This window comes from Citrobacter sp. CK180 (assembly GCF_030333655.1).
GTDB lineage: Bacteria > Pseudomonadota > Gammaproteobacteria > Enterobacterales > Enterobacteriaceae > Citrobacter_B > Citrobacter_B koseri.
This window is the reverse complement of record NZ_JAOWFM010000034.1, coordinates 26,094-44,025: the sequence shown is the minus strand read 5'-3', so window position 1 is coordinate 44,025 and position 17,932 is coordinate 26,094. Positions and strand designations below refer to the sequence as shown.

Genomic DNA, 17,932 nt, shown 5'->3' with positions numbered 1-17,932 from the left:
GTTATTGTAATGCGCGCAGTAGCGCATCGTTGTCGGCGTTATCAGCGACCTTAATATCTTGCCAGCCCAGTTCCCGGGCGAGGTGCGCCAGACGCTCACTGACGACCAGCAGCCGACAGCGTAGTAACCAGTGCTCACGATACCACTGCGGGATCAGCGACCAGAGCTGTTGCAGCATTTCGCCGCTGGTGACAACAATCGTCGTCACGCCGCGAGAGTGCCAGCGCATCGCCTCTTCCGCGCCATCGTAATGTTTTGCACTGCGTTGATAACATTCACAAAAGGTGACTTCAGCGCCGCGTTCTGTGAGGGTTTTGCCTAACAGTTCACGCCCGCCGTTGCCCCGTAAAATAAGCGCTCGTTTTCCCGCAATATTTTGTAATTCAGGTAATTGTAGCAAGACTTCGCTGATTTCCCGATCCAGAGGATAGCGAATATCGCATCCGCTAACGGTATGCAACGCCAGCGCCGTTGTGCGCCCGATGGCGAAGTAGCGTGGCTGCACAGGCCAGCCCAGCCCCTGCTGTTGTAGTTGGGCGTGGGCAAAGGCGACGGCGTGTTGCGAGAGGGCGAACACCAGATCGTTGTCCGTGAGCGCCGCCAGGCGATCGGCAAGCGTTGCCAGTTCCCGGCCCGGCGTAAACTCAATAAGCGGAAAACTCCAGGCCACCTGCCCCAGTGTGCGCAGACGGCTCACTAACTCTTCCCCGGAGGGAGACGGGCGGGTGACCAGAATACTCATGCGGGCGCTTCTCCGTTATAAACCTCGGTCAGAATCGCGCGGGCGCCGTTTTCCAGCAGCTCTTCCGCCAGGGAAATGCCCATTTGCGCGGCGTCCTGCGGCAATCCGCGACGTTCTCCGCGAATCATCTGCGAACCGTCAGGCGCGCCAACCAGCGCACGCAGCCAGACTTCACCATCAATGATTTCAGCATAGCTGCCAATCGGCACCTGACAGCCCCCTTCCAGGCGGGTGTTCATGGCGCGTTCGGCTTTTACACGTAGTGCGGTTTCTTCATGATTCAGCGGCGCTAACAGCGCCTGAGTACGTGCGTCATCCAGTCGGCATTCAATGCCCACTGCGCCTTGCCCTACGGCAGGGAGAGAGATTTCGGGAGGCAGCGCGGTGCGAATACGCGACGTCAGACCTAACCGTTTTAACCCGGCAACCGCCAGGATAATTGCATCATAATCGCCGTTATCGAGCTTGCTCAGGCGTGTGCCGACGTTGCCGCGCAGCGAGCGGATGACGAGATCCGGGCGACGCTCGGCCAACTGGCACTGGCGACGCAAACTTGATGTGCCGACGATGCTGCCTGCGGGCAGTTCATCCAGATTGTTGTATTGGTTCGAGACGAAAGCATCGCGTGGATCTTCGCGTTCGCAAATCGTGACCAGGCCAAGCCCTTGCGGGAATTCTACCGGCACATCTTTCATCGAATGCACGGCGATATCGGCGCGCTTTTCCAGCAGCGCGACTTCCAGCTCTTTTACAAACAAGCCCTTACCGCCCACTTTTGCCAGAGGGGTGTCCAGAATCACGTCGCCGCGCGTTACCATCGGCACCAGTTCCACGACCAGTCCCGGATGCTGTGCTATCAACGCGTCTTTGACATAATGTGCCTGCCAGAGCGCAAGGGGGCTTTGGCGTGTGGCAATTCTTAAAACATTGTCTAACATGCTTGTTACCGTCATTATCGTCCGTGGACCATCCTAACATCCTTACAAGTGGGATGTCAGTGTTACGGTCAAAGGTGAGTAAGAGGATCAGGCGCGGCGTCGCGACTGGCAGTGAATAATGACGAGAAACCGCCTGACCGTATTAAGGAATTTACACGCAGCTAACGGTGCTACACTTGTATGTAGTGCATCTTTCTTTACGGTCAATGAGCAAGGTGTTAAATTGATCACGTTTTAGACCATTTTTTCGTCTTTACCCCTTAATGGGGAGAAGGATGAAAAAGGTAACGGTTATTTTTGACATACGGTTTATCCCGAATGGTTTGGTTGTCCGCACTCGCGATGGCAATCAGACGCATGACGGGTAGCAACATCAGGCGATACGTCTTGTACCTCTATATTGAGACTTTGAAACAGAGACTGGATGCCATCAATCAATTGCGTGTGGATCGCGCGCTTGCTGCCATGGGCCCTGCCTTCCAGCAGGTATACAGTCTGCTGCCGACATTATTGCACTACCATAATCCGCTGATGCCGGGTTACCTCGACGGTAACGTTCCCAAGGGCATATGCTTTTACACGCCTGATGAAACCCAACGCCACTACCTGAATGAACTTGAACTGTACCGGGGTATGTCCCCGCAGGACTCGCCGAAAGGCGAGCTGCCGATCACCGGCGTGTACTCAATGGGCAGTACATCTTCAGTAGGGCAAAGCTGTTCTTCTGACCTGGATATCTGGGTCTGCCACCAGTCCTGGCTTGATAGCGAAGAGCGCCAGTTGCTGCAACGTAAATGCAGCCTGCTGGAAAGCTGGGCCGCTTCGCTGGGCGTGGAAGTCAGCTTCTTCCTGATCGACGAAAACCGTTTCCGCCATAATGAAAGCGGCAGTCTGGGTGGTGAAGACTGCGGCTCGACGCAGCACATCCTGCTGCTCGACGAATTTTATCGCACCGCTGTGCGTCTGGCCGGTAAGCGTATTCTGTGGAATATGGTGCCGTGCGACGAAGAAGAGCATTACGACGACTACGTCATGACGCTTTACGCGCAGGGTGTCCTCACGCCAAACGAATGGCTGGATCTGGGCGGATTAAGCTCGCTCTCCGCCGAAGAGTACTTTGGCGCCAGCCTCTGGCAGTTGTACAAGAGTATCGATTCCCCGTACAAAGCGGTGCTGAAAACGCTGCTGCTGGAAGCCTACTCCTGGGAATATCCCAATCCGCGCCTGTTGGCGAAAGACATTAAACAGCGCCTGCATGACGGCGAGATCGTTTCGTTTGGTCTCGACCCGTATTGCATGATGCTGGAACGCGTGACCGAATACCTCACGGCTATTGAAGATCCGACGCGTCTTGATTTAGTCCGTCGATGTTTCTACTTAAAAGTGTGTGAGAAACTGAGCCGCGAACGCGCCTGTGTTGGCTGGCGTCGTGAAGTGTTAAGTCAGTTAGTGAACGAGTGGGGATGGGACGACGCCCGTCTGACAATGCTCGACAACCGGGCGAACTGGAAGATCGATCAGGTACGCGAAGCGCATAACGAACTGCTCGACGCCATGATGCAGAGCTATCGTAATCTGATCCGTTTTGCCCGCCGTAACAATCTCAGCGTTAGCGCCAGCCCGCAGGATATTGGCGTGCTGACGCGTAAACTGTATGCCGCATTTGAAGCCTTGCCGGGCAAAGTGACGCTGGTGAACCCGCAGATTTCACCGGATCTCTCCGAACCGAACCTGACCTTTATCCATGTGCCGCCGGGCCGGGCCAACCGTTCTGGCTGGTATCTCTACAACCGTGCGCCGAACATGGATTCGATCATCAGCCATCAGCCGTTGGAATATAACCGCTACCTGAACAAACTGGTGGCGTGGGCCTGGTTTAACGGTTTGCTGACGTCGCGTACCCACCTGTTTATTAAGGGCAACGGCATTGTGGACCTGCCTAAGTTGCAGGAGATGGTGGCCGATGTGTCGCACCATTTCCCGCTGCGTTTGCCTGCGCCAACGCCGAAAGCGCTCTACAGTCCGTGTGAAATTCGCCATCTGGCGATCATCGTTAACCTTGAATATGACCCGACGGCGGCGTTCCGCAATCAGGTGGTGCATTTTGATTTCCGTAAGCTGGATGTCTTCAGCTTTGGCGAAGAGCAAAACTGCCTGGTCGGCAGTGTCGACCTGTTGTATCGCAACTCGTGGAACGAAGTGCGTACCCTGCACTTCAACGGCGAACAGGCGATGATTGAAGCGCTGAAAACGATTCTCGGCAAAATGCACCAGGATGCCGCGCCGCCGGACAGCGTGGAAGTGTTCTGCTATAGCCAGCATCTGCGCGGCCTGATCCGCACCCGCGTACAGCAACTGGTCTCCGAGTGCATTGAACTGCGCCTCTCCAGCACCCGTCAGGAAACCGGACGTTTTAAAGCGCTGCGCGTTTCGGGCCAAACCTGGGGGCTGTTCTTCGAGCGCCTGAATGTTTCGGTGCAGAAACTGGAAAACGCCATTGAGTTTTACGGCGCGATTTCGCACAACAAACTTCACGGACTTTCCGTTCAGGTTGAGACCAACCATGTGAAATTACCGTCGGTGGTGGATGGGTTCGCCAGCGAAGGGATCATCCAGTTCTTCTTTGAAGAAACCGGTGATGAGAAAGGCTTTAATATTTATATTCTGGACGAGAGTAACCGAGCGGAAGTGTATCACCACTGCGAAGGCAGCAAAGAAGAGCTGGTACGCGACGTGAGCCGCTTCTATTCGTCGTCGCACGATCGCTTCACCTACGGCTCCAGCTTCATCAACTTCAACCTGCCGCAGTTCTACCAGATTGTGAATACCGATGGTCGCGAGCAGGTCATTCCGTTCCGTACCCAGCCCATCAGCGCCGTGCCACCGGCAAACCAGGACAACGACGCGCCGCTGTTGCAGCAGTATTTCTCGTGAACATGATGCCGGATGGCGGTGTTACAAATGACGCGAGATATGTAGGCCGGATAAGCGTAGCGCCATCCGGCAATAAAACTTAGCGGAAGCTCACCGCTTCTCCAGCCTGTTGTGTCGCGGCCTGCTCCAGCAGATCCCAGAAGGTTTCGCCGCTGCGATCGCAAATCCATTCGTCGCCTTTCAGGTCAAAATGGTAGCCGCCCTGTTTGGTCGCCAGCCATACCTGGTGCAGCGGCTCCTGACGGTTGATGATGATTTTGCTGCCGTTCTCAAAGGTAATGGTTAGCACGCCGCCGTTGATTTCGCAGTCGATATCGCTGTCGCCGTCCCAGTCGTCCAGACGTTCTTCAATGGTCATCCACAGGGTGTCTGCGAGGCGATGAAATTCACTGTCGTTCATTGTTGTTTCCCGTTTTTTACGTGATGGCGGCAGTATAACCTGGAAGAATTCATGATGCAGTTTTCAGCCAACTCTTGCTTTTACGTCTTCTCCTGCGATGATAGAAAACAGAAAGCATGAACTTACAGGCAATCCATAATGAAAAATGTGTTTCAGGCACTCGCTGTACTTCTCACTCTGTTCAGCCTGACCGGCTGCGGTCTGAAAGGCCCGCTCTATTTTCCACCTGCTGACAAAAACGCGCCGCCGCCGACGCATGAGGTTGATTCGCAAATCCAATCGACGACGCCCGATCAAAACGATCGCGCTACGGGAGACGGCCCTTCTCAGGTGAACTATTGACGGTACGTTTCTGTCCCCGCGTAAATGGAGTGAATGATGCAATTCTCTAAAATGCATGGCCTTGGCAACGATTTTATGGTCGTCGACGCGGTAACGCAGAATGTCTTTTTCTCGCCGGAGTTGATCCGCCGCCTGTCAGACAGGCATCTGGGCGTGGGGTTCGACCAGCTTCTGGTTGTCGAGCCTCCTTACGATCCTGAACTGGATTTTCATTACCGCATCTTCAACGCCGATGGCAGCGAAGTGTCGCAGTGCGGTAACGGCGCCCGCTGCTTTGCGCGGTTTGTGCGTCTGAAAGGGCTGACCAATAAGCGCGATATCCGCGTCAGCACGGCCAATGGCCGGATGGTGCTGAGCGTCACTGATGATGAGCTGGTGCGGGTGAACATGGGTGAGCCAAACTTTGAACCCGCGCAGGTTCCTTTTCGCGCCAACAAAGCGGAAAAGACCTATATTATGCGAGCGGCCGAGCAGACAATATTGTGCGGCGTGGTTTCAATGGGGAACCCGCACTGCGTGATTCAGGTCGATAATATCGACACGGCGGCAGTCGAAACGCTGGGACCGGTTCTGGAAAGCCATGAACGTTTTCCAGAACGAGCGAATATTGGGTTTATGCAGGTTGTGAAGCGCGAGCATATCCGATTACGCGTTTATGAACGTGGGGCAGGAGAAACTCAGGCCTGCGGCAGCGGCGCATGCGCCGCCGTTGCGGTGGGCATTCAGCAGGGTTTGCTGGCAGAAGAAGTACGCGTGGAATTACCTGGCGGTCGCCTTGATATCGCCTGGAAAGGCCCGGGTCATCCGTTGTATATGACTGGCCCGGCGGCACATGTCTACGACGGATTTATTCATCTATGAAGCAACCAGGGGAAGAACTACAGGAAACACAGATGGAACTGGACGACCGGGCGGTCGTCGATTATCTACTGCGTAACCCTGAGTTTTTTATCCGTAATGCGCGCGCCGTTGAGGCGATGCGCGTTCCGCATCCCGTGCGGGGGACGGTGTCGCTTGTTGAGTGGCACATGGCCCGCGCCCGGAATCATATCCATGTTCTTGAAGAGAATATGACGCTGCTAATGGAACAGGCGAATGCCAACGAAAGCCTGTTCTACCGTCTGCTGCATTTGCAGGGACGGCTGGTTTCCGCCAGTAGCCTGGATGAAATGCTGATGCGTTTTCATCGCTGGGCGCGGGAGCTGGGGCTGGCGGGCGCGACCATCCGGCTGTTTCCCGATCGCTGGCGACTCGGCGCGCCGTCGAATCATACCCATCTGGCGTTAAGCCGTCAGGCCTTTGAACCGCTGCGTATCCAGCGTCTGGGGCAGGCGCAACACTATCTTGGCCCATTGAATGGCCCGGAACTGCTGGTGGTGCTGCCTGAAGCCAAAGCGATTGGCTCGGTGGCGATGTCGATGCTGGGGCGTGATGGCGATCTGGGGGTCATACTCTTCAGTAGCCGCGATGTGCATCATTACCAGCAGGGGCAGGGGACACAGTTACTGCAAGAAATCGCCTTGATGTTGCCGGAACTGCTGGAGCGCTGGATTGAACGTGTATGACCGAATTATCGCTTTCTCAGGACGTTGCGCGCTTCTTGCGTTACCTGGGCGTAGAACGGCAACTTAGCCCCATTACGCTACTGAACTATCAGCGTCAGCTTGATGCCATTATCGCTTTAGCCGGAGAAACCGGTCTGCAAAGCTGGCAACAATGTGACGCTGCGATGGTGCGCGCTTTCGCGGTACGCAGCCGCCGTAAAGGGTTAGGGCCCGCCAGCCTGGCGTTGCGCCTCTCTGCTTTACGCAGTTTCTTTGACTGGCTGGTGAGCCAGGGTGAACTCAACGCTAATCCGGCGAAAGGCGTCTCTGCGCCGAAAGCGCCTCGTCACCTGCCGAAAAATATCGACGTGGATGATATCAACCGCCTGCTGGATATCGACCTCAACGATCCGCTTGCCGTGCGCGATCGGGCGATGCTGGAGGTGATGTATGGCGCGGGGTTGCGTTTGTCTGAACTGGTGGGGTTAGACATCAAACACCTCGATCTCGATACGGGCGAAGTGTGGGTGATGGGGAAGGGCAGCAAAGAACGGCGTCTGCCCATTGGCCGCAATGCGGTGGCGTGGATTGAGCATTGGCTGGATCTGCGCGGCCTGTTCGGCAGCGATGACGATGCGCTGTTTCTCTCAAAGCTCGGGAAACGGATCTCCGCGCGCAATGTACAAAAACGGTTTGCGGAGTGGGGCATTAAGCAAGGGCTGAACAGCCATGTCCATCCGCATAAACTGCGTCACTCGTTCGCGACCCATATGCTGGAGTCGAGCGGCGACCTGCGCGGCGTGCAGGAGCTGTTAGGCCATGCCAATTTGTCTACCACGCAAATCTATACTCATCTTGATTTTCAACACCTGGCCTCGGTGTACGATGCGGCGCATCCACGCGCCAAACGGGGGAAATAATGCGTTTTTACCGGCCTTTGGGACACATCTCAGCACTCACGTTCGATCTGGATGACACCCTTTATGATAACCGTCCGGTTATCCTGCGCACCGAGCAGGAAGCGCTCACCTTTGTGCAAAACTACCATCCTGCGCTGTGTACATTGCAGAATGCCGACCTGTATCGCCTGCGTCAGGCGGTACGCGAAGCAGAGCCGGAAATTTATCATGATGTGACGCGATGGCGTCATCGCGCCGTGGAGCGCGCCATGCTGGAAGCAGGCCTGTCGGCGGAAGAGGCAATGGCGGGGGCGAACGCCGCGATGATCAATTTCGCAAAGTGGCGCAGCCGTATCGATGTTCCACAAGTGACGCATGACACGCTGAAGCGGCTTGCCAAAAAATGGCCGCTGGTGGCCATTACTAACGGCAATGCGCAGCCGGAACTGTTTGGGCTGGGCGATTACTTCGAATTTGTGCTGCGCGCAGGCCCGGACGGGCGTTCTAAACCGTTCAGCGACATGTACTCTCTGGCGGCGGAGAAGCTCAACATGCCGATCGGCGAGATCCTCCATGTCGGCGACGATCTGACGACCGATGTCGCCGGGGCGATCCGCTGTGGAATGCAGGCCTGCTGGATCAAACCGGAAAATGCCGACCTGATGCAGACCACTGACAGCCGTTTACTGCCGCATATCGAAATTTCACGGTTGGCATCTTTGACCTCGCTGATATAATCACCAGCAGTATTGTATATATACCCAGCTTTTTGGCGGATGGCGCTGCGCTTATCCGCCCAACACACTTTTACGCGGCGGTGCCAATGGACGTTTCTTACCTGCTCGAAAGCCTTAATGATAAACAGCGCGAAGCGGTGGCTGCGCCACGTAGCAACATGCTGGTGCTGGCGGGAGCGGGGAGCGGCAAAACTCGCGTGCTGGTGCACCGTATCGCCTGGCTGTTGAGCGTAGAGAATAATTCACCCTATTCCATTATGGCCGTTACCTTCACCAATAAGGCGGCGGCGGAAATGCGCCACCGTATCGGTCAGTTAATGGGAACCACGCAGGGCGGGATGTGGGTCGGCACCTTCCACGGTCTGGCGCACCGTCTGCTGCGCGCGCACCATATGGACGCCAACCTGCCGCAGGATTTCCAGATCCTCGACAGCGAAGATCAGCTGCGCCTGCTCAAGCGCCTTATTAAAGCGATGAACCTTGACGAGAAGCAGTGGCCGCCGCGCCAGGCGATGTGGTACATCAACAGCCAGAAAGACGAAGGGCTGCGTCCGCACCATATTCAGAGCTACGGCAACCCGGTGGAGCAGACCTGGCAGAAGGTTTACCAGGCCTATCAGGAAGCGTGCGATCGCGCAGGGCTGGTGGACTTTGCCGAACTGCTGCTGCGCGCGCATGAACTGTGGCTCAACAAGCCGCATATCCTTCAGCACTACCGCGAACGTTTTACCAATATCCTGGTGGACGAATTCCAGGATACCAACAACATCCAGTACGCGTGGATCCGTCTGCTGGCAGGCGATACCGGCAAAGTGATGATCGTCGGCGATGATGACCAGTCTATTTACGGCTGGCGTGGAGCGCAGGTAGAGAACATCCAGCGTTTCCTCAAGGATTTCCCGGGCGCGGAAACCATTCGTCTGGAGCAGAATTACCGCTCGACCAGCAACATCCTCAGTGCGGCGAATACCCTGATTGAAAACAACAATGGCCGTCTGGGGAAAAAGCTGTGGACCGATGGCATTGATGGCGAACCGATTTCACTCTATTGCGCGTTTAATGAGCTGGATGAAGCGCGTTTTGTCGTTAACCGCATCAAAACCTGGCAGGACAACGGCGGGGCGCTGGAACAGTGCGCCATTCTCTATCGCAGCAACGCCCAGTCGCGCGTGCTGGAAGAGGCGCTGTTGCAGGCCAGTATGCCGTACCGTATTTATGGCGGTATGCGCTTCTTCGAACGTCAGGAAATTAAAGATGCGCTCTCCTATCTGCGCCTGATCGCCAATCGTAATGATGATGCGGCGTTTGAGCGCGTGGTGAACACCCCGACGCGCGGTATTGGCGATCGCACGCTGGACGTTGTGCGCCAGACCTCGCGCGACCGTCAGTTAACCTTGTGGCAGGCGTGCCGCGAGCTGTTGCAGGAGAAAGCGCTGGCTGGCCGCGCCGCAAGCGCCCTGCAACGCTTTATCGAGCTAATTGACGCGCTGGCGCAGGAGACGGCAGATATGCCGCTGCATGTTCAGACCGATCGGGTGATTAAAGACTCGGGTCTGCGCATGATGTACGAGCAGGAAAAAGGCGAGAAAGGCCAGACGCGTATTGAGAACTTAGAAGAACTGGTGACGGCGACGCGCCAGTTCAGCTACAACGAAGAAGATGAAGACCTGATGCCGTTGCAGGCGTTTCTCTCTCACGCCGCGCTGGAAGCGGGCGAAGGGCAGGCGGATACGTGGCAGGATGCGGTTCAACTGATGACCTTGCACTCGGCGAAAGGGCTGGAGTTTCCTCAGGTGTTCATCGTCGGCATGGAAGAGGGGATGTTCCCCAGCCAGATGTCGCTGGATGAAGGCGGGCGCCTTGAAGAAGAGCGTCGCCTGGCCTACGTCGGCGTAACCCGCGCGATGCAGAAGCTGACGTTGACCTATGCGGAAACTCGCCGTCTGTATGGCAAAGAGGTCTACCACCGCCCGTCGCGCTTTATCGGCGAATTGCCGGAAGACTGTGTGGAAGAAGTGCGGCTGCGTGCCACGGTCAGTCGTCCGGTGAGTCACCAGCGGATGGGAACCCCGATGGCGGAAAACGACACCGGGTACAAGCTGGGACAGCGCGTGCGTCACCCGAAATTCGGTGAAGGCACGATCGTCAATCTGGAAGGCAGCGGTGAACATACCCGGTTGCAAATCGCGTTTCAGGGGCAGGGCATTAAATGGTTTGTTGCTTCTTATGTTCAATTCGAAAATGCGTAACTTTCAGAAAAATATCATTATTTTGTAATAATCTGCTAGCCTTATACGCTGAAGGGCAATAATTGTTCTTCAGCGTTTCGTTGCGTGTTGACGTCAAATTTTTGCTGGCGTAACATGCGCGCACGATTACGCTAAGAGGACATTCGCCTTGGACACACCCAGTAGATGCTGGCTCATTATCCTGTCATTCAGGATCAACTCCTAAGGCTATCCCTTTTTGCTGATAGCCTTAGCGGTTGTCAGCGACCTTCTCTTTTTCCCGTCGCGCTGAGTCAGGCTGTTTAATGGTCTGAAACCCAATTTGTTTCTGTGTGCCCACCCGAACTGTCCGATATTTTTAAGCATTGGGAGTCCCGGTCATGCTGAGCGCATTTCAACTGGAAAATAATCGACTGACCCGGCTGGAAGTCGAAGAGTCACAAACCCTGATTGATGCCGTATGGGTCGATTTGGTCGAACCGGACGACGACGAGCGACTGCGCGTACAATCTGAACTGGGCCAAAGCCTGGCGACACGTCCTGAACTGGAAGACATCGAAGCATCCGCGCGTTTCTTTGAAGACGAAGACGGGCTGCACATCCACTCCTTTTTCTTTTTCGAAGATGCGGAAGACCACGCCGGTAACTCCACGGTAGCATTCACCATTCGCGATGGCCGCCTGTTTACGCTGCGTGAGCGCGAACTGCCCGCTTTCCGCTTGTACCGTATGCGCGCCCGTAACCAGGCGATGGTGGACGGCAATGCCTATGAATTACTGCTCGACCTGTTTGAAACCAAAATCGAACAGCTGGCGGATGAAATTGAAAACATCTACAGCGATCTGGAAGAACTAAGCCGCGTGATCATGGAAGGGCATCAGGGCGATGAATATGACGAAGCGCTCTCCACGCTGGCAGAGCTGGAAGATATCGGCTGGAAAGTTCGCTTATGTCTGATGGATACCCAGCGCGCGCTTAACTTCCTGGTGCGCAAGGCGCGTCTTCCGGGGGGGCAACTGGAGCAGGCGCGTGAGATTCTGCGCGATATCGAGTCCCTGCTGCCGCACAACGAATCCCTGTTCCAGAAGGTGAACTTCCTGATGCAGGCGGCGATGGGCTTCATCAACATCGAGCAGAACCGCATTATCAAGATCTTCTCGGTGGTATCCGTGGTGTTCCTGCCGCCGACGCTGGTGGCGTCCAGCTATGGGATGAACTTTGAGTTTATGCCGGAGCTGAAGTGGAGCTTTGGTTACCCTGGCGCGATTATCTTTATGATCCTTGCGGGTCTGGCGCCGTATTTGTACTTCAAGCGTAAGAACTGGCTGTAATATTGCGCCCGGTGGTGCGTCGCTTACCGGGCCTACTGATCCGTAGGCCGGATAAGCGACGCGCCATCGGCACGCTTTTATCCTCGAACTTTGCGTCTTTGTGTATAAATCGCATCCATCACAAAAATCGCCAGCGCCACCCAAATAAAGGCAAACGTCACCATCTTATCGGCGCCCGGTATTTCTCCATAGAACGTCACGGCCAGCAGGAACATCAGGGTTGGGCCAATGTACTGGAAAAAACCCAGCGTGGAGAGGCGCAGGCGCGTCGCCGCCCCGGTAAAGCACAGCAGCGGTACCGTGGTGACGATACCTGCCGCAATCAGCAACAGATTCAGTGACAGCGGATTCTGCCCCATATGGCTGGTTGGGCTATCCGCGATGCCAAACAGATAAATCGCGGCGACCGGCAATAGCCACAGCGTTTCGATCAGCATCCCCGTTTGTGCTTCAACCGCAATCTTCTTACGTACCAGGCCGTAAAACGCAAAGCTAAACGCCAGCCCCAGTGCGATGACCGGCAGAGAGCCGAAGGTCCAGAGCTGCACCAGTACGCCGCAGGCCGCCAGAATCACCGCCAGCCACTGCATACGACGGAAGCGCTCGCCGAGGAACAGCATTCCCAGCAGAATGTTAACCAGCGGGTTAATAAAATACCCGAGGCTGGCTTCCAGCATATGGTGGTTATTGACCGCCCAGATAAAGAGCAGCCAGTTTCCACCGATCAGCACGGCTGACAGCGCCAGCATGAAAATTTTCTTCGGCGTTTGCAGCAGTGTTTTAACGCCAGACCACTGGCGGCTGATGCTCATCAGCGCGATCATAAAGAAAAATGACCAGATCACGCGGTGCGTCAGGATCTCGTCTGCGGGCACGTAGTAAATCAGTTTGAAGTACGCGGGTGCGATGCCCCAAATAAAATAGGCGGCAAGAGCGAGTAACACGCCCTGCCGCGTTTGCTTAGCATCCATCGGGAAAACTCATATCAGAAATGTAACAACAGTTTACCTGTTTTTATCCCACCATATAAGTTGCGGTCGCACTGGCAATGTAAAGCTGTTCTTCGTTGTGCAGTTCCACACGCGCCACAGCAACTTTATTGCCCGCGCGCAACAGGCTGCTGGTGGCGGTAAAGCGGTTGCCTCTGCCCGGGCGCAGGTAGTCAACGCGCAGATCGATAGTTCCCATACGCGACATGCGCTGGCGTAGCTCGTCTTCGCTGATGGTCTCATGGCGGGTCAGCGTGCTGCCCACGCACACCAGTCCGGCGGCGACGTCCAGCGCGGAGGCGATCACTCCGCCGTGTAAAATACTTTGCGCCCAGTTGCCTACCATCATCGGCTGATTGTTAAAGGCCAGTTGGGCAAACTCCTTTTCATAGCGTTCCAGCTCCAGTCCTAATGCCCGGTTAAAAGGCATATGGTAAACAAACATCTCGCCCACCAGTTTCAGGGCCTGCTCAGCGGTAAGTACGGAAGACATACGATCCAGACACTCCATTGGTTAATGAAATGTTGATATTATGCTTCTTATTTGTTGTTTTCTACTTTAAGAGAGGATAACTAAACAGGGATTAAGTAAGTATGTAGAATGGCTGGCAGATAATTATACCATTCAACACTTATTGCGTTCAGGAGAACACGACCGATGCGGGCGATTTTGGGTTGGTTATTACCAGCAGCAATGATGCCATTGGCTGTATATGCGCAGGAAGCGACAGTGAAAGAAATTCATGACGCGCCTGCGGTACAGGGCAGTATTATCGCAAACATGTTGCAGGTGCATGATAATCCCTTCACGCTTTATCCTTATGATACGAACTACCTGATCTACACCAATACCAGCGATCTGAACAAAGAAGCGATCAGCTCTTATAACTGGTCTGAAAACGCGCGCAAAGACGAAGTGAAGTTTCAGCTGAGCCTGGCCTTCCCGTTCTGGCGTGGGATTGTTGGGCCAAACTCGGTGCTGGGGGCGTCGTACACGCAGAAATCCTGGTGGCAGTTGTCCAACAGCGAAGAGTCCTCGCCGTTTCGTGAGACTAACTACGAACCGCAGTTGTTCCTCGGCTTTGCCACGGATTACCACTTTGCAGGCTGGACGCTGCGCGATGTGGAGATGGGGTATAACCATAACTCCAACGGGCGTTCCGATCCGACTTCGCGGAGCTGGAACCGCCTGTATACGCGTCTGATGGCGCAAAACGGTAACTGGCTGATGGAAGTGAAACCGTGGTACGTCGTTGGCGGCACCGGCGATAACCCCGATATCACTAAATATATGGGCTACTATCAGCTTAAAATCGGCTATCACCTGGGAGATGCGGTGCTGAGTGCGAAGGGCCAGTACAACTGGAATACCGGTTACGGCGGGGCGGAAGTGGGGTTAAGTTACCCGATGACGAAACATGTGCGTCTCTATACCCAGGTATACAGTGGCTATGGCGAATCGTTAATCGACTATAACTTTAATCAGACGCGTGTCGGCGTGGGTGTTATGCTGAATGACATATTCTGATCTGCGCAATGATTGTGTTTAAAACATTGCAGTTTCTTTCGCAGGCGCTGAAAATAGCGCCTGTTTTTATTTCAGGCAAACGGGGTTAATGTGGCGCAGGCGGAAGTGTTGAATCTGGAATTGGGGGCTAAACAGGTTTTACAGGAAACCTTTGGCTACCAACAGTTTCGCCCAGGCCAGGAAGAGATCATTGAGACGGTCGTCTCGGGTCGTGATTGCCTGGTCGTCATGCCGACCGGCGGCGGCAAATCCCTGTGTTACCAGATTCCAGCCTTACTGCTTAACGGACTCACCGTTGTCGTTTCGCCGCTTATCTCCCTGATGAAAGATCAGGTCGACCAGTTGCTGGCAAACGGCGTGGCGGCGGCGTGCCTGAACTCGACGCAGAGCCGTGAACAGCAGCATGAGGTGATGGCCGGTTGCCGAACCGGGCAGGTTCGCCTGCTGTATATTGCGCCGGAGCGCCTGATGCTGGATAACTTCCTTGAGCATCTGGCGCACTGGAACCCGGTCTTACTGGCCGTCGATGAAGCGCACTGTATCTCGCAGTGGGGGCATGACTTCCGCCCGGAATACGCCGCGCTCGGTCAGCTCCGCCAGCGTTTTCCTTCCCTGCCGTTTATGGCGTTGACCGCCACCGCAGATGACACCACCCGACTGGATATTGTTCGCCTGCTGGGGCTGAACGATCCGTTAATCCAGATCAGCAGCTTTGACCGTCCGAACATTCGCTACATGCTGATGGAGAAATTTAAGCCGCTCGATCAGCTGATGCGCTATGTGCAGGAACAGCGCGGCAAGTCCGGTATCATCTACTGTAACAGCCGGGCGAAGGTGGAGGACACCGCCGCACGTCTGCAAAGTCGCGGCATCAGCGCGGCGGCGTATCATGCCGGTCTGGAAAATAACGTGCGCGCCGATGTGCAGGAGAAGTTCCAGCGCGACGATCTGCAAATCGTCGTGGCGACCGTCGCATTTGGTATGGGCATTAACAAACCTAACGTGCGTTTTGTGGTGCATTTTGATATTCCCCGCAATATTGAATCCTACTATCAGGAAACCGGCCGCGCCGGGCGTGACGGCCTGCCCGCAGAGGCGATGCTGTTCTACGATCCGGCTGATATGGCGTGGCTGCGCCGCTGTCTGGAGGAGAAACCCGCCGGGCAGCTACAGGATATTGAACGGCATAAGCTGAACGCGATGGGGGCGTTTGCCGAAGCGCAGACCTGTCGTCGTCTGGTGCTGCTGAACTACTTTGGCGAAGGTCGGCAGGAACCCTGCGGCAACTGCGATATTTGCCTCGACCCGCCAAAACAGTACGACGGCCTGATGGATGCGCGTAAAGCCCTGTCGACGATTTATCGCGTTAATCAGCGTTTTGGTATGGGCTATGTGGTGGAAGTATTGCGCGGCGCGAACAATCAGCGTATCCGCGATTTAGCTCATGACAAATTGCCGGTGTACGGCATTGGTCGCGATCAGAGCCATGAGCACTGGGTCAGCGTGATTCGTCAGCTTATTCATCTGGGTATGGTTACGCAGAATATTGCCCAACATTCGGCGTTGCAGTTAACCGAAGCGGCGCGTCCGGTGCTGCGTGGCGAAGTGCCGTTGCAGCTTGCCGTGCCGCGTATCGTCGCGTTGAAGCCGCGAGTGATGCAGAAATCCTTCGGCGGCAATTACGATCGCAAACTGTTCGCCAAACTGCGCAAATTGCGTAAGGCCATTGCCGATGAAGAGAATATCCCGCCGTATGTCGTCTTTAACGATGCGACGCTGATTGAAATGGCCGAACAGATGCCGGTTTCGCCGAGCGAAATGCTGAGCGTTAACGGCGTCGGCATGCGCAAGCTGGAGCGTTTCGGTAAAGAGTTTATGGCGCTGATCCGCGCGCATGTCGATGGTGACGACGAAGAGTAGTCAGCCAGGTAAAAAAGTGCCAGGATGGTGACTCGGTAAACTATTCCCCCGCGAGTCATTTTTATGTTGATGCTATTTCTCACCGTAGCGATGGTGCATATCGTTGCGTTAATGAGTCCTGGACCGGACTTTTTCTTTGTCTCTCAAACCGCCGTGAGCCGCTCGCGCAAGGAAGCGATGATGGGCGTGCTGGGCATTACCTGCGGCGTCATGGTTTGGGCGGGCGTTGCGTTGCTCGGCCTGCATCTGATTATCGAGAAAATGGCCTGGCTGCATACCATCATTATGGTGGGTGGTGGTTTGTACCTGTGCTGGATGGGCTATCAGATGCTGCGTGGCGCGCTGAAAAAACAGGACGTCGCCGCGCCTGCGCCGCAGATTGAACTGGCGCAAAGCGGTCGTAGCTTTGTGAAAGGTTTGCTGACGAACCTGGCGAACCCGAAAGCGATCATCTATTTCGGATCGGTCTTTTCACTGTTCGTTGGCGATAACGTCGGCGTAGCCGCGCGCTGGGGCATTTTCGCGTTGATTATCGTGGAAACGCTGGCCTGGTTTACCGTAGTCGCCAGCCTGTTCGCGCTACCGAAAATGCGTCGCGGTTATCAGCGTCTGGCGAAGTGGATCGACGGTTTTGCCGGTGCGTTGTTTGCCGGTTTCGGCATTCACCTGATTATTTCGCGTTAATTATCGTAGGCCGGATAAGCGTTAGCGCCATCCGGCAATTTCTCAGGCATGCCTTGCGGACGCCAGCAGCGCACCCACCAGCATAAACAGCGAACCAAATACCTTATTCAACGCCTTCATTTGCTTCGGCCCTTTAATCCAGCCTGCGATACGTGTTGCCAGCGTCGCGTAACCGATCATCACAATGATATCAACGACAATGGTTGTGATGCCGAGCACGACGTACTGCATCAGCTGCGGCTCCTGCGGCTTGATAAACTGCGGAAATAGCGCGGCGAGGAAAACAATGCTCTTTGGGTTGGTCAGGTTTACAAATACCGCGCGCCTGAACAGACGGCTTCGGGACTGCGCGTGCGCCAGTGTGTTGAGATCGATGGCGCCTGCGGCACGCCATTGCTGGATACCCAGCCAGATCAGATAAGCGGCGCCTGCCCATTTCAGGACTTCGAATGCGACGACGGAACGTGAAAACAGCGTCCCCAGGCCCACGCCAACCAGTACGATGTGAATGCCAAGCCCGGTCTGCAAACCCGCAATAGACGCCGTTGCGCCGCGATAGCCGTGGCTGATTGCCGTGGTCATGGTATTGATGGCGCCGGAGCCGGGAGAAAGGCTCAAAATAATGGATGTCAGCAGATAAGCGAACCACCATTCGAAGGTCATGAGGAACTCCCTGATTGTCTGTTTTTATGCCACAATACCCTACTGTCGCTGTA

At 55.2% G+C, this 17,932-nt stretch carries 18 protein-coding genes; 12 read left to right on the top strand and 6 right to left on the bottom strand.

The features are described from left to right. Position 1 precedes the first annotated feature (1 nt). The gene (gene hemD, locus OGV50_RS04855; RefSeq protein ID WP_071258134.1) at positions 2–742 is read right to left on the bottom strand and encodes a uroporphyrinogen-III synthase; all 741 of its coding nucleotides are present in this window, start codon (positions 740–742) and stop codon (positions 2–4) included. Continuing rightward, positions 739–1,680 carry a hydroxymethylbilane synthase gene (hemC, locus tag OGV50_RS04850; protein WP_071258150.1) on the bottom strand — a complete coding sequence of 314 codons (942 nt, stop codon included), beginning with the start codon at positions 1,678–1,680 and terminating at the stop codon, positions 739–741. The genes hemD and hemC overlap by 4 nt, the downstream gene beginning before the upstream one ends. 387 nt (positions 1,681–2,067) lie before the next feature. Here hemC and cyaA point away from each other — a divergent pair, with 387 nt between their 5' ends. Continuing rightward, entirely contained in the window at positions 2,068–4,614 is a 2,547-nt protein-coding gene (gene cyaA / locus OGV50_RS04845; protein ID WP_286488365.1) for a class I adenylate cyclase, read from the top strand. A gap of 79 nt (positions 4,615–4,693) precedes the next feature. Here cyaA and cyaY read toward each other — a convergent pair whose 3' ends face one another. Continuing rightward, positions 4,694–5,014, bottom strand: a complete 321-nt coding sequence (cyaY, locus tag OGV50_RS04840; protein ID WP_047459992.1) for an iron donor protein CyaY — start codon at positions 5,012–5,014, stop codon at positions 4,694–4,696. A 138-nt stretch (positions 5,015–5,152) separates the two neighbouring features. On the opposite strand from cyaY, the gene lptM reads away from it, so the two are divergent. The 8 genes from lptM (at position 5,153) to corA (ending at position 12,095) form a co-directional block, all read left to right on the top strand. Further along, on the top strand, positions 5,153–5,356 hold the full coding sequence (gene lptM / locus OGV50_RS04835; protein WP_012131153.1) for an LPS translocon maturation chaperone LptM: 204 nt from the start codon (positions 5,153–5,155) through the stop codon (positions 5,354–5,356). A gap of 36 nt (positions 5,357–5,392) precedes the next feature. Next, entirely contained in the window at positions 5,393–6,217 is an 825-nt protein-coding gene (gene dapF / locus OGV50_RS04830) for a diaminopimelate epimerase (protein ID WP_024130100.1), read from the top strand. Further along, positions 6,214–6,921 carry a DUF484 domain-containing protein gene (locus tag OGV50_RS04825; protein WP_012131155.1) on the top strand — a complete coding sequence of 236 codons (708 nt, stop codon included), beginning with the start codon at positions 6,214–6,216 and terminating at the stop codon, positions 6,919–6,921. Before dapF ends, OGV50_RS04825 begins: the two co-directional genes overlap by 4 nt. Then, on the top strand, positions 6,918–7,820 hold the full coding sequence (xerC, locus tag OGV50_RS04820) for a tyrosine recombinase XerC (RefSeq protein ID WP_012131156.1): 903 nt from the start codon (positions 6,918–6,920) through the stop codon (positions 7,818–7,820). Before OGV50_RS04825 ends, xerC begins: the two co-directional genes overlap by 4 nt. After that, positions 7,820–8,536 carry a 5-amino-6-(5-phospho-D-ribitylamino)uracil phosphatase YigB gene (gene yigB / locus OGV50_RS04815; RefSeq protein WP_200029319.1) on the top strand — a complete coding sequence of 239 codons (717 nt, stop codon included), beginning with the start codon at positions 7,820–7,822 and terminating at the stop codon, positions 8,534–8,536. Before xerC ends, yigB begins: the two co-directional genes overlap by 1 nt. Before the next feature lie 86 nt (positions 8,537–8,622). Continuing rightward, on the top strand, positions 8,623–10,785 hold the full coding sequence (uvrD, locus tag OGV50_RS04810; RefSeq protein ID WP_012131158.1) for a DNA helicase II: 2,163 nt from the start codon (positions 8,623–8,625) through the stop codon (positions 10,783–10,785). Between the two features lie 148 nt (positions 10,786–10,933). Further along, the gene (gene ysgD / locus OGV50_RS04805; RefSeq protein ID WP_213164972.1) at positions 10,934–10,990 is read left to right on the top strand and encodes a YsgD/CorL family protein; all 57 of its coding nucleotides are present in this window, start codon (positions 10,934–10,936) and stop codon (positions 10,988–10,990) included. Between the two features lie 154 nt (positions 10,991–11,144). Then, positions 11,145–12,095, top strand: a complete 951-nt coding sequence (corA, locus tag OGV50_RS04800; RefSeq protein WP_012131160.1) for a magnesium/cobalt transporter CorA — start codon at positions 11,145–11,147, stop codon at positions 12,093–12,095. 77 nt (positions 12,096–12,172) lie between these two features. Here the strand turns inward: corA and rarD are convergent, their stop codons facing one another. Next, entirely contained in the window at positions 12,173–13,066 is an 894-nt protein-coding gene (gene rarD / locus OGV50_RS04795; protein ID WP_047459986.1) for an EamA family transporter RarD, read from the bottom strand. A 43-nt stretch (positions 13,067–13,109) separates the two neighbouring features. Further along, positions 13,110–13,577 (bottom strand): acyl-CoA thioesterase YigI, encoded by a 468-nt coding sequence (yigI, locus tag OGV50_RS04790; RefSeq protein WP_024130101.1) that lies wholly within the window; start codon positions 13,575–13,577, stop codon positions 13,110–13,112. Positions 13,578–13,742: 165 nt separating this feature from the next. Between yigI and pldA the strand changes: the two genes are divergently transcribed. From pldA to rhtC, 3 genes are all read left to right on the top strand, one after another. Further along, on the top strand, positions 13,743–14,612 hold the full coding sequence (pldA, locus tag OGV50_RS04785; RefSeq protein ID WP_047459983.1) for a phospholipase A: 870 nt from the start codon (positions 13,743–13,745) through the stop codon (positions 14,610–14,612). 90 nt (positions 14,613–14,702) lie between these two features. Beyond that, on the top strand, positions 14,703–16,532 hold the full coding sequence (gene recQ / locus OGV50_RS04780; RefSeq protein WP_012131164.1) for an ATP-dependent DNA helicase RecQ: 1,830 nt from the start codon (positions 14,703–14,705) through the stop codon (positions 16,530–16,532). A 63-nt stretch (positions 16,533–16,595) separates the two neighbouring features. Then, a complete protein-coding gene (gene rhtC, locus OGV50_RS04775) occupies positions 16,596–17,216 on the top strand; it encodes a threonine export protein RhtC (protein WP_012131165.1) in 621 nt (206 codons plus the stop codon). A 42-nt stretch (positions 17,217–17,258) separates the two neighbouring features. Here the strand turns inward: rhtC and rhtB are convergent, their stop codons facing one another. Further along, positions 17,259–17,879, bottom strand: coding sequence for a homoserine/homoserine lactone efflux protein (gene rhtB, locus OGV50_RS04770; protein ID WP_047459975.1), 621 nt, complete (start codon positions 17,877–17,879; stop codon positions 17,259–17,261). Positions 17,880–17,932 lie beyond the last annotated feature (53 nt).

What these genes read in the sequence shown, in the direction of transcription:
- hemD (WP_071258134.1), bottom strand. Translation starts at nt 742, where the DNA reads ATGAGTATTCTGGTCACCCGCCCGTCTCCCTCCGGGGAAGAGTTAGTG.
- hemC (WP_071258150.1), bottom strand. Translation starts at nt 1,680, where the DNA reads ATGTTAGACAATGTTTTAAGAATTGCCACACGCCAAAGCCCCCTTGCG.
- cyaY (WP_047459992.1), bottom strand. Translation starts at nt 5,014, where the DNA reads ATGAACGACAGTGAATTTCATCGCCTCGCAGACACCCTGTGGATGACC.
- lptM (WP_012131153.1), top strand. Translation starts at nt 5,153, where the DNA reads ATGAAAAATGTGTTTCAGGCACTCGCTGTACTTCTCACTCTGTTCAGC.
- dapF (WP_024130100.1), top strand. Translation starts at nt 5,393, where the DNA reads ATGCAATTCTCTAAAATGCATGGCCTTGGCAACGATTTTATGGTCGTC.
- OGV50_RS04825 (WP_012131155.1), top strand. Translation starts at nt 6,214, where the DNA reads ATGAAGCAACCAGGGGAAGAACTACAGGAAACACAGATGGAACTGGAC.
- xerC (WP_012131156.1), top strand. Translation starts at nt 6,918, where the DNA reads ATGACCGAATTATCGCTTTCTCAGGACGTTGCGCGCTTCTTGCGTTAC.
- yigB (WP_200029319.1), top strand. Translation starts at nt 7,820, where the DNA reads ATGCGTTTTTACCGGCCTTTGGGACACATCTCAGCACTCACGTTCGAT.
- uvrD (WP_012131158.1), top strand. Translation starts at nt 8,623, where the DNA reads ATGGACGTTTCTTACCTGCTCGAAAGCCTTAATGATAAACAGCGCGAA.
- corA (WP_012131160.1), top strand. Translation starts at nt 11,145, where the DNA reads ATGCTGAGCGCATTTCAACTGGAAAATAATCGACTGACCCGGCTGGAA.
- rarD (WP_047459986.1), bottom strand. Translation starts at nt 13,066, where the DNA reads ATGGATGCTAAGCAAACGCGGCAGGGCGTGTTACTCGCTCTTGCCGCC.
- yigI (WP_024130101.1), bottom strand. Translation starts at nt 13,577, where the DNA reads ATGTCTTCCGTACTTACCGCTGAGCAGGCCCTGAAACTGGTGGGCGAG.
- pldA (WP_047459983.1), top strand. Translation starts at nt 13,743, where the DNA reads ATGCGGGCGATTTTGGGTTGGTTATTACCAGCAGCAATGATGCCATTG.
- rhtC (WP_012131165.1), top strand. Translation starts at nt 16,596, where the DNA reads ATGTTGATGCTATTTCTCACCGTAGCGATGGTGCATATCGTTGCGTTA.
- rhtB (WP_047459975.1), bottom strand. Translation starts at nt 17,879, where the DNA reads ATGACCTTCGAATGGTGGTTCGCTTATCTGCTGACATCCATTATTTTG.